At 70.9% G+C, this 7,748-nt stretch carries 10 protein-coding genes; 5 read left to right on the top strand and 5 right to left on the bottom strand.

Annotated elements, in window-relative coordinates; all coding sequences use genetic code 11:
- Together AA75_RS17245 and AA75_RS17240 are read left to right on the top strand one after the other, a co-directional pair.
- Positions 1-182 (top strand): HU family DNA-binding protein (locus AA75_RS17245; protein ID WP_033820952.1); only part of this gene is annotated, 182 nt, incomplete at its 5' end.
- Positions 183-295: 113 nt separating this feature from the next.
- Positions 296-901: a hypothetical protein gene (locus AA75_RS17240; protein WP_033820951.1), complete on the top strand. Its 606-nt coding sequence runs from the start codon at positions 296-298 to the stop codon at positions 899-901.
- A gap of 70 nt (positions 902-971) precedes the next feature.
- Here the strand turns inward: AA75_RS17240 and AA75_RS17235 are convergent, their stop codons facing one another.
- Complete coding sequence (locus AA75_RS17235) at positions 972-1,505, bottom strand: hypothetical protein (protein ID WP_033820950.1); 534 nt, start codon at positions 1,503-1,505, stop codon at positions 972-974.
- Between the two features lie 186 nt (positions 1,506-1,691).
- A complete protein-coding gene (locus tag AA75_RS17230) occupies positions 1,692-2,804 on the bottom strand; it encodes a hypothetical protein (RefSeq protein ID WP_033820949.1) in 1,113 nt (370 codons plus the stop codon).
- Between the two features lie 194 nt (positions 2,805-2,998).
- On the opposite strand from AA75_RS17230, the gene AA75_RS49410 reads away from it, so the two are divergent.
- Positions 2,999-3,154, top strand: coding sequence for a hypothetical protein (locus AA75_RS49410; RefSeq protein ID WP_158515517.1), 156 nt, complete (start codon positions 2,999-3,001; stop codon positions 3,152-3,154).
- Positions 3,155-3,241: 87 nt separating this feature from the next.
- Here AA75_RS49410 and mihF read toward each other — a convergent pair whose 3' ends face one another.
- Positions 3,242-3,442, bottom strand: coding sequence for an integration host factor, actinobacterial type (mihF, locus tag AA75_RS53715; protein WP_304441495.1), 201 nt, complete (start codon positions 3,440-3,442; stop codon positions 3,242-3,244).
- A 186-nt stretch (positions 3,443-3,628) separates the two neighbouring features.
- On the opposite strand from mihF, the gene AA75_RS17225 reads away from it, so the two are divergent.
- Both AA75_RS17225 and AA75_RS17220 read left to right on the top strand, forming a co-directional pair.
- Positions 3,629-4,291: a hypothetical protein gene (locus AA75_RS17225; protein ID WP_033820948.1), complete on the top strand. Its 663-nt coding sequence runs from the start codon at positions 3,629-3,631 to the stop codon at positions 4,289-4,291.
- On the top strand, positions 4,288-5,670 hold the full coding sequence (locus AA75_RS17220; protein WP_033820947.1) for an SUKH-4 family immunity protein: 1,383 nt from the start codon (positions 4,288-4,290) through the stop codon (positions 5,668-5,670). The genes AA75_RS17225 and AA75_RS17220 overlap by 4 nt, the downstream gene beginning before the upstream one ends.
- A 292-nt stretch (positions 5,671-5,962) precedes the next feature.
- On the opposite strand, the gene AA75_RS17215 is transcribed toward AA75_RS17220, so the two are convergent.
- Together AA75_RS17215 and AA75_RS17210 are read right to left on the bottom strand one after the other, a co-directional pair.
- Positions 5,963-6,730 (bottom strand): hypothetical protein, encoded by a 768-nt coding sequence (locus AA75_RS17215; protein WP_033820946.1) that lies wholly within the window; start codon positions 6,728-6,730, stop codon positions 5,963-5,965.
- Positions 6,731-6,792: 62 nt separating this feature from the next.
- A partial coding sequence (locus tag AA75_RS17210) for an IS110 family transposase (protein ID WP_033820945.1) occupies positions 6,793-7,748 on the bottom strand: 956 nt, incomplete at its 5' end.

Genomic DNA, 7,748 nt, shown 5'->3' with positions numbered 1-7,748 from the left:
AGGTCGTCGCCAAGGGCGACGAGAAGGTCACCATCCCCGGTTTCCTGACCTTCGAGCGCACCCACCGTGCCGCCCGTACCGCCCGTAACCCGCAGACCGGCGAGCCGATCCAGATCCCGGCCGGCTACAGCGCCAAGGTCAGCGCGGGCTCCAAGCTCAAGGACGCCGCCAAGGGCGCCTGACGTGCCCGGGTGTCCGCGGCCCACCCGGCTGCGGACACCCGCACCGCGGCGCCGGGCGCCAGCAGGTCGCATCGCCCCCGTGCCCTGTCGGACCGGCGTGATACCCCTCGGTCATGACCGATGCCGCAACGCCCGGGCCCGAATCGCTCTTCCAGCAGGGATGCGCAGCGCTGACCGCCGGCGACGAGGGGGCCGCCGACCTGTTCGAGCGGGCGGTGCGCGACACCGGAGGCGACATGCTCTGGCGGGTCGCCGACGCGTACGCCCGGGCTTACTCCGCGCAGGCCGCGCCCTGGACGAGCCGGGCCGTCACCTCGATGAGCACCGACGCCGGCCTGATGGTCCACCCAGGGACGCTGCGCATCATCGCCGACCACGGAATCTGCGAGCAGCAGCTGTGGGCGGTCGAGGTGCGTTCCTCCGAGACCGACCGCCCGGCGGTGGTCACCGCGCTGACGGCCGCTCTGCCACGCCTGATGCGGGTCACCGACGGCGGTCAGGAGCTCACCGTGCAGGAGATGGACGACGCCCTCTCCACCGGGGTGACCTTCTACAGCCCCAACCACGCCGCAGTCGACGCCGGCGGAACCGCTCCGCGGGTCTGGCTGGACTGCAAGGACGCAGTAGCGCCGATGATGGCCCGCGCTGTGCTCCACGTCGTGATCGACGAGTTGAACGCCGCCGGCATCACCCGGGCCGAGCTGTGCACCCAGCTGTAGCCGAAGCACCCGTAGACCAACGCGATCAGCGCTCGCCTGCCGGCCGCAGCGGAGGCCACCCACCCCAGCGCTACGGCGTCAGGTCCCCCGCACCAGGATGCCCGGCCCATGCGGCTACTGCTCCCTCGGGCAGGCCCCACCGCAGCACCTGCTCGTTGTCGCCGACGCGGAAATCGGACGGGTCGGGCATAAGGACAGCGCACGTCGCACGCCGGGCCTGCTCGGCGGCCCGGAACGCCGGGGCCAATGCGATCCCGAGGTAGAGCGCGGCGTGTCCGTCGGGCAGAGACGGGTCCGCGACCTTGCCGTCCCGAAGGCACCAGGCGTGTTCGAACACCGGCCACGCGGTCAGCCCTGGGACCAGGACGAAGCCCTCGACGTAGATGGCCCGGGTGGCATCGGCGTATTCCGTGGCCGCATCGAAGCAGCGACCTGGCCGCCACTGGGGGCGGTCGCCAGGCCACGGTGAGGGCATCCAGACCATGCCGATCTCCAGGACCATCTGCGCGACGGAGCGGAAGCACCAGGTGTCGTCGCCCAGCCGCAGGCCCGCGAAGGTTCCCACGAACTCCCGCAGTCTCGCCGCATCGTCGCTTGCCGCCATCGCCCCTCCAATTCGGTCCGGCGCTGCACCTGGTAGCGCCGCCAGGGCGACCATCGTGCCGTACCCGGTCCCATCAGATGGCACCGAGCCAGCCGGCGACAGAGAGCCGCAGGGCGGCACGGCTACGCACACCGAGGTGCGGGCCGGGCCGACGACGGCTGCCGCACATCGCCGACGGAGGACGGCTCACATGCCGGCGGCCGGCCCGGGCTTCAGGCGACCGTCGAGAGCCGCGTCGATGAGACGGGTCGCGCTTGCCCGTACTTCCGGCTCGGCCCTTCGGAGATTGCGTGCGACGGTGCTCGCGGGCATCTCCAGGACGCGATCGAGGTCGCCCAGCAGCGGTTGGAACCGGCCTGCGGCGGCGGTGACGTGTTCCAGCTGTTCGGCGTAGCCGCGGCTGATCAGGGACGTGGCCAGCCCAACCATCAGTAGCCGTACGAACGGCTCCCCGGCGAGATCCGAGACGGCCTGGAGGCCGGCCCGATTCGCACTGCCGGTCGCCTCATCGAGCACCCGACTGGCGAGAGCGAGGCCCGCGACGAGCGTTTGGGCCAGGACACGCGCCCGCTCCAGCTCGTCGTCGCCGGCCGCCGCGACCGACCCGGTGATGGCGGGAAGCGAGGTGACACCGGCGCCGAACTCGAACAACTCGGCTGCCGGACCGGTGAGCCAGGGGCCCGCATCGGCGACACGATCACGACGACCAGGCGAGATCCCCAGAACCCGTTCGGCCATCAAGGCGTCGTCCTCGCTGACACCCTGCTGCTCACCGAAAGCGAAGGCCCTCAGCAGCCTCACCACGGCATCGGCCCGGTCCGCTGCCTTCACGCGCACGCGGCGCGGAAGGGCGTGCGAGCCACGGCGGCCGGAGAGCTGGCCGGCCAGCGACTCCAGCGCGCGGTCGCGGGAGCCGGGACCGGCCTTGCCCAGTCGCTCGGCCTCGGCCGTCAAGGCGTTCTCGAGCTCACGGCAGGTCTGGTCGAGGACTGCGGCCAGGGCCTCGCGGCCGGTGGCCGTGTCGATGGCGTGGCCGTCCAGCCACAGCAGAGCCCGCAAGGTGGCCGGGTCCTTGGTGTGGGCGCGGTAGGCCATCACCGCCACGAGCTGGCCGTCGGCACCGGCTGGGTAGGACCAGACCGGCCTGACCCCGTTGTTCGCCGTCCGCCTCGGCCGGGGGACCAGGCCCTGGGAGCGAAGCGTCTCCAGCAGGCGCTCGCTGACCACGTACCCGGCCTCCGCCGCCGCGCGCAGGAGATCCTCACGCCGCAGTGGCGGGGGCACCAGGTCGTCGTTCATGGCCCAAGGGTAGTGGCGCCCACCCACGAACCGGGGTGCCGCGGCGACGGCTCCGACAAGGTACTCCCGGCGCAGCCCCCGACAACTTGCAAACGGGTAATCGGCAGTTGATCAGGAGCAGTTGGAGTTGCTTCTCTGGAAGTGGGCCCGCCGTGGGCCCGGTACGTCCGACAACCTGAAAGGCAGGAACGATCATGAAGCGATCCGCGTCCGTGATGGCGCTCGCCGCGCCTTGCGCACAGCTGCTCACCCGGCAGTGGGCCCAGCGGAACGGCTACAGACCGTGGGAGGTGGCTCTGCTGGCCTGGGCGGTCAGCGCCCTGGTGTCCGCGGCCGTCCTCCGGCTGTAGCGGCCGGAGCGGCGTGCCGGGGCACGCTCTGGCACGCCGCATTCCGGACGCACCGAGACCGAGCCCGTACGGGCGGGCGGAGGCGGCTCAGGGCGGAGCCGCGAACGCGGCCACGAACCGCTGGCGCTGCTGCGCCCCCGGACCGTGGACGCGCCGGCTCTCGGAGATGCCGAGCTCCGTCAGCAAGCGCCGGCCCCGCACCTCCCCGACGCCCGGCAGGCTCGTCAGCAGCTTGAAGATCCTGGTCTTCCCGGTGACATCGTCCTTCCGCGCCAGGGAGTCCTCCAGAGCGAGGTCGCCGGCCTTGAGTTTCGCGAGGAGCTCCGAACGGTGGCGGCGGGGTGGCCATCGCCTTCGCTAGCGCCTCGAAGCGGGCCTCACGGACCTGACATCCGTGGCAGGTTGTGCGTGACCCATCGCCAGATGTAGCGTGCGATGCATTGTTTGTAGTGCGCGCTGCATCTGGAGGGTGTTGTGAGCTCCACGGTCACCACCGGCCAACTGATCCGCGAGGCGATGGCCTCGATCGAGCAAGCCGGGACCGACGAGGGGACCCCGATCCCGGTCGTGCTGGACTCGCCCTCCACGGAGAGAGTCGGATGGGGCGGGCCGGTCGAGTGGCACCCGCTCGTCGCTCTCGCGGTCGCCGGCCACATCGTCCAGCACTGGAGCGATGGCTGGCAGCACAAGGGACCGTTCGAGGTGGAGATTGGTTCGCCCATCCGCCGCACTGCCGTCCTGCACTACCCGGGCACCCCCCGCTTTGCTTCGCGTCGCTTGATGGCTGGCGGCCACCCTGACGACGGAATCCGCGTGCGGGAACTCTGTGGCCATCGAACCTGTATGGAGGACGCGCCGGCCGGGCCCGGATCGCGCTGCCCAGCACACTTCGGCGACCCGGTCGAGGGCGGCCACTGGGACCACACTCGCTGGGCGAGGATCGCAGCCGAGGCCTGGCGCACCAAGCATCCGACCGCAGGCGAAGCGAAGGTGATGCTTGACAACGAGCGCAACCGCCTGATCGCGGCGGCGCTGGGCGTCGGCATGCGCCCTATTGACTTGCACCGAGCCACGGGCATCGCCCGCACGACCATCGACCGGGTCGCCGACCCGCAGCCGGCCCCGGAGCCAGCGTGAGTGAGTCGGTCGGACCGGAGCCGGGGATAGAGTCCGATGCCGAGGCCGGGGAGGAACGCCTGGTGGCGGTGGACGACTACGAGTACGAGGAACGGGAGTTCCAGGACTTCCTCACGGACAGGAGCGGGCACCGTCGTCCGACGACGAACAACCACGCGGGGGGCACGACGGTGGGACTAGGTGCAGGCGGGAATGCTCACGGCCAGCCGGCCGGACTGACGGACGAGACGAGCCGGGAACTGCTGGCGGGCGGCGAATTGTCCTGGTGCTACGCGTATCTGGACCTGCGAGCCACCTCCGAAGGGCCACCGTGCACGGTCGGCGAGCGGTTCGGCGACCTTATCGTTGAAGACGGCGGGGGCCTGTTCGTCCTGGGCGAGGCCCTGTACCCGTCGGGGAACGAGGACGTGACCGTGCTGCTCGACGGTGCGAACGGCGCGGTGTACCTGGCCTGCCCGGACAAGCACGGGGTGCTTCGACGCGACCTGCTGGCCAGCAACCCGCGCGCCCTGATCGCGATGATGCTGGTGGTGGAGTCCACCACGCTGTGTGCCGCGGGCGACTACGAGAGGGAACCGGGCGAGGAGGACCCTCCGTACGGGCCCGCGACCGTCGACGCGGCCGTGCGGATCGGTCTGCGGGAGATGCGCGAGGCCGATCCGGAACTGTGGAGGCGCACCGGTGGACGGCCCGCGCACTGGGAAACCGCACTGCGGGTCCGTGCACTGGCTTGGGGCGCGGAACCCGCGAAGCCGGGCAACTCGGTCGTGATCGGGCCCGACCTGGTCGAGGACCTCGCCGCACTGACCGGTGACGGCACCGTCCGGCGGTTCGGCCCCCACGACCTGCCCGAGAGTCTCGTCCACGGCCCGACACGGCGCCTGCTCACCGACGTCGGCCTGCCAGTCTCCGACCGCTGCACCCTGGTAGTTGACTCCGACGGGCCGCTGGCAACCATGGCCGAGTGCTACCCCGGAGACTACGTACCCGGCGACGGGGAGTCGACCGGGCGCCACTACCAGGGCGAGTTCGCAGTGCTTGGCGGGTGGATGTACGACCTCGACGTCGCGCTCAACGGCGCCACCGGCCGGATCGAGCTTCCCGACCGGTTCGACGACAACCAGCCCGCGCCCTACCTCCACCGCGATGTCGCCACATTGCTCCATGTGCTGTGGACCTTCGAGCGGCTCCGTGCGGACCGTAGGCGCTGCAGCAGTCCGGCCGCTTCATCACCGTGGGCAGTTTTCCGGCCCCGCGATCTCCTCGACAGCGTCGGTGAGACCCTCCTGCGCGCCCTCGATCCCCCGGCGTGGGCCACCGAGGACCACTTCTGGCCGATGCGCACCGACGACTGCCACATGGGCGCCTTGCTCGATTAGCGACCTGCCGCCGGGCGGTTCGGCCCGCAGGAGGTTGGCGTCCCGCTGCTGAACGTGTGGACGGTGAGTGGGGGTTGGTCGACGGGGTGGCTGTGAGCGGGTCCGCAGCGCGGGCAGGTGACGGTGGTGCGGTCACGAGGGCCGAGCACGCTGGTTCTGTTATCTGAGGCTCCCGGGCCGTCTGAGCAGATCAACTGGCATCCGAAGCTGTCAGACACCTCACGGCGCCAAGCCGTCAAGTCAGGGCAGCGGGCACGAGCCCAGTGTTCGATTTTGAGGTCCCTGCCGGTGGTCAGGGAGCGTCTTTGGTGTGGCTTCGGGTGAAGTTCCATGGGGCGGGTGCGTTGGCGGCCTCGTACTCGTCGGCGATGCCGAAGACGCTCCCGCATCCTGGGCATTCCGCCCGGCCGAACAGGTGCGTCAGACCCCAGGCCAGCTCTTGCTGGCCATCCCGTACAGCCAGCTCGCACAGCGTCCTCCCGATGCCGGTCAGCTCGTGCGAGGCGGCCGGCCGGAGCGGGACCTGGTGGACGTCCCCCAGGTGCCAGTCCCGGATCGACGAGTAGCAACCGTAGTCGCCCACCGCGATCGTCACCGAGGCGTCGCAGTGCGGGCAGGCGACGGTGACGAAGGAGTCGGTGAAGTCGTCCAGAGACTCGAACCACAGAGGCTGGCCGTCGAACGCGAGCATGACCCGCAGCCGGCCTAGGTAGGTCTTCCCGTTCAGGCCAGGCCTCAGCCGAGCAGCAGCCGTGACCCGCAGCTCGGCCAGGGTCGGCGCGCACCGGGCGACTTCTTCGTCGACGCCGTGGGGTTGGAGGAGTCCACCCGCTATGGCGCCGGCCAGATCAAGCGCCCAGTCCCCGATGTCCTCGGCCTTCGCGATGTCCGCCAGCCGCGGCAATGCGGCAATGCTCGCGGGGGTGATCGTCCCCTGGTGGCACAAGCTCCCCCAGAGCAGGTCGATCGCCTCCTGGTCACGATCGACGGCCCGGTCCAGCAGCCCGGGTATCGCGTGTGCCGGGCCGTAGGCGTCGTGGAGTGTGGACCAGTCGATCATCCGGTGATTCAAGCACGCTGCCCAGCGGCCTCCGCGGGGCGGTGAGTCGCAAGCGAGATCACCTACGACACCGCCAGTGCTGGGGCCTGCGGCGCCGGGAACGCGGTGTGTTCGTCGAACAGGCGGCGGTTCCTGAGGCAGTGGTAGAGCTGGCCGAGCATGCGGTTGAACAGGTTGCGCTGGCCGGCGGCGTGCCAGTCGGCGTGGTCGTCACGGCGGCGGCGGTAGTGGGCCTTCGCACCGGGCGACGCCGTGATCGCGGAGAAGGCCCACAGGTAGCCGGCGTGGTTCAGCCGGTCGTTCTTCACCCACCGGCGGGTGATGCTGGACTTCTTACCGGAGGCCCGGGTGACGGGAGATGCGCCCGCGTAGGACTTGAGACCGCGGGCGTCGGCGAACCGGTGACGGTCGTCGCCGATCTCGGCGAGGACGCGGGCGCCGAGCTGGGTGCCGAGGCCGGGAAAGCTGAGGATGATCTCGGCGTCCGGGTGCTGTGGGAACACATCCTCGACGGCCTGGGCGAGGTCGTCGGCGGCGGTGCAGGCGGCCGTGAGCTGGCCCAGGAGGGCGAGCATCTGCCGGTCGAGGGCGTCCTCGACCAGGGCGGGCTGGTGGGCCCAGTCGGCACGGAAGACCTCGCGCAGCCGATCTGCCTCCGCCTCGATACCGCGCTGGCGACCGGACCGCCTGAGGGCGGCGGCGAGCTGCGTGCGGGTCAGCCGCGCGGCCCTGGACGGTGTGGGGGCGGCCTTGAGGATCTCGCGGGCCTCGGGGCGGCACAGACCGTTCTTCCACGACTCGAAGGCGGCCAGGGCGGCTGGGTAGTACTCGCGAAGCAGGGAGCGGAGCTGGTTGGCCATCTGCTGCTTGTTCCAGACCGCGTCCTGCTGGGCACGGGCGAGGACGGCGACGGCACGGGCCAGGTCGCTGTCGTCGGGCAGGGGCCGGTGGGCGTGTATGTCGGTGCGCAGGATGTTGGCCAGGACCAGGGCGTCGCCGGGGTCGGACTTCTTGCGGG

Source organism: Kitasatospora sp. MBT63 (genome assembly GCF_000710465.2).
In the GTDB taxonomy this organism is placed as follows: domain Bacteria; phylum Actinomycetota; class Actinomycetes; order Streptomycetales; family Streptomycetaceae; genus Kitasatospora.
This window is presented reverse-complemented; position numbering and strand designations above follow the sequence as displayed.

What these genes read in the sequence shown, in the direction of transcription:
- AA75_RS17240 (WP_033820951.1), top strand. Translation starts at nt 296, where the DNA reads ATGACCGATGCCGCAACGCCCGGGCCCGAATCGCTCTTCCAGCAGGGA.
- AA75_RS17235 (WP_033820950.1), bottom strand. Translation starts at nt 1,505, where the DNA reads ATGGCGGCAAGCGACGATGCGGCGAGACTGCGGGAGTTCGTGGGAACC.
- AA75_RS17230 (WP_033820949.1), bottom strand. Translation starts at nt 2,804, where the DNA reads ATGAACGACGACCTGGTGCCCCCGCCACTGCGGCGTGAGGATCTCCTG.
- AA75_RS49410 (WP_158515517.1), top strand. Translation starts at nt 2,999, where the DNA reads ATGAAGCGATCCGCGTCCGTGATGGCGCTCGCCGCGCCTTGCGCACAG.
- AA75_RS17215 (WP_033820946.1), bottom strand. Translation starts at nt 6,730, where the DNA reads ATGATCGACTGGTCCACACTCCACGACGCCTACGGCCCGGCACACGCG.